A 1,572-nucleotide genomic window follows, 5' to 3' on the forward strand; every position below is an offset into this window, starting at 1 on the left:
GCGCGGGCGACCGCCCGGGGCGGCGTCTGACCTCAGGCCTTGCCCGCCGAGGGGCAGAGGTCGTTGACGATGCAGGCCGCGCAATCGGGCTTGCGTGCCTTGCAGACATAGCGCCCGTGCAGGATCAGCCAGTGATGGGCGTGCAGGCGGAATGGCGGCGGCACCACTTTTTCCAGCTTCGCCTCCACCGCCTCGACCGTCTTGCCCGGGGCGAGGCCGGTGCGGTTGGAAACCCGGAAGACATGGGTATCGACCGCGATCACGGGCACACCAAAGGCGATGTTGAGGACGACGTTGGCCGTCTTGCGGCCGACGCCCGGCAGGGCTTCCAGCGCCGCGCGGTCGCGGGGAACCTCGCCGCCATGCCGCTCCACCAGCAGGCGCGACAGCTCGATGACGTTCTTCGCCTTGTTGCGGTAGAGGCCGATGGTCCTGATCGTCTCGGTCAGGCGCTCCAACCCGTAGTCCAGCATCTGCCGCGGGGTCTTGACCACGGCGAACAGGGGCGCCGTCGCCTTGTTGACGCCGACGTCGGTCGCCTGGGCCGACATGACCACGGCGACCAGCAGCTGATAGGCATTCTCGTGCTCCAGCTCGCCCCGGGGTTCGGGTCGCTGGGCCTGGAGCCGCGAGAAGAAGGTGACGATATCCGCCTTGCGCATGGTGGGGTTGCCGTTTCGAATGCGTCGCTTGTGCAGGCCCGGCTTGTCGCAGGCCGTGGCAATTCCTATCATCCGCGGGCCGGTGCGCGGAAGCCCGGCCTTTGCCGTCATGCCGTGGAGTCCGACGACCCGCCATGCAGGATCTTCCCCTGGACCGTTTGTGGTTCGATGCCGTGCTGACCCCGCATCGCTCGCTGGGACCGCGCGCCTTCACCGCCCTGATGGCGGCGGTGGCGCTGGTCAGTTTCGCCGCCGGAATCCTGTTCCTGTCGCTCGGCGCCTGGCCGGTGTTCGGCTTCTTCGGTCTCGACGTTCTGCTGGTCTGGTTCGCCTTCCGGGCCAATTACCGCGCCGCCCGCGCCTTCGAGCGGGTGCGCCTGACCGATCGTGACCTGACGGTGCAGCGGGTCAGCGCCAAGGGCGCGGCCCGGCGATACCGTTTCGAGCCCGGCTGGGCGCGCATCGAGATGCGCGAAATGTCGGAAGATGAAAACGAGATCGCCATCGCCAGCCACGGCCGGCGCTTTGTCTTCGCCCGCAGCCTGACCCCCGGGGAGCGCCAGGATCTGGCGCAGGCACTGCACGGCGCCATGGCCCTGCGCCGGGACAATATGACGACGGCGGCACCCTGAAGGGATACCGCCGCCGGATCGAAACCCCGAAGGGGGTTACTGCGCGGGAGAGGTCGGGGTCGTGCTGGGCGGCGTGGTGGTCGCCGGCTCGACGGTGGTGCCGCTGACCGCGTTTTCCACGGCCTTGGCGGCATCGTCGACCGCTTCGCCCGTCGCCTTGGCGGCGCTGTCGATGGCATCACCGGTCGCCTTGGCGGCATCGTCGATCGCCTTGCCGGTATCCTGGCCGAGCTGTTCGACGGGGCCGGGCTGCGGCGCGGCAGTGGTCGGCGCGGGAG

Annotated in this window: 3 protein-coding genes; 1 reads left to right on the forward strand and 2 read right to left on the reverse strand. The window is 69.2% G+C overall.

Going from position 1 to position 1,572, the window contains the following annotated elements; translation table 11 throughout:
* Window positions 1-32: 32 nt before the first annotated feature.
* Complete coding sequence (gene nth, locus WAZ62_RS15425) at window positions 33-662, reverse strand: endonuclease III (RefSeq protein WP_422644423.1); 630 nt, start codon at window positions 660-662, stop codon at window positions 33-35.
* Between the two features lie 134 nt (window positions 663-796).
* Here nth and WAZ62_RS15430 point away from each other — a divergent pair, with 134 nt between their 5' ends.
* Complete coding sequence (locus WAZ62_RS15430; RefSeq protein ID WP_422644424.1) at window positions 797-1,294, forward strand: DUF2244 domain-containing protein; 498 nt, start codon at window positions 797-799, stop codon at window positions 1,292-1,294.
* Window positions 1,295-1,330: 36 nt separating this feature from the next.
* Here the strand turns inward: WAZ62_RS15430 and WAZ62_RS15435 are convergent.
* Window positions 1,331-1,572: hypothetical protein (locus WAZ62_RS15435; RefSeq protein ID WP_422644425.1), on the reverse strand; the 242-nt coding region annotated here is incomplete at its 5' end.

Source organism: Zavarzinia sp. (assembly GCF_049306435.1).
Lineage (GTDB): Bacteria > Pseudomonadota > Alphaproteobacteria > Zavarziniales > Zavarziniaceae > Zavarzinia.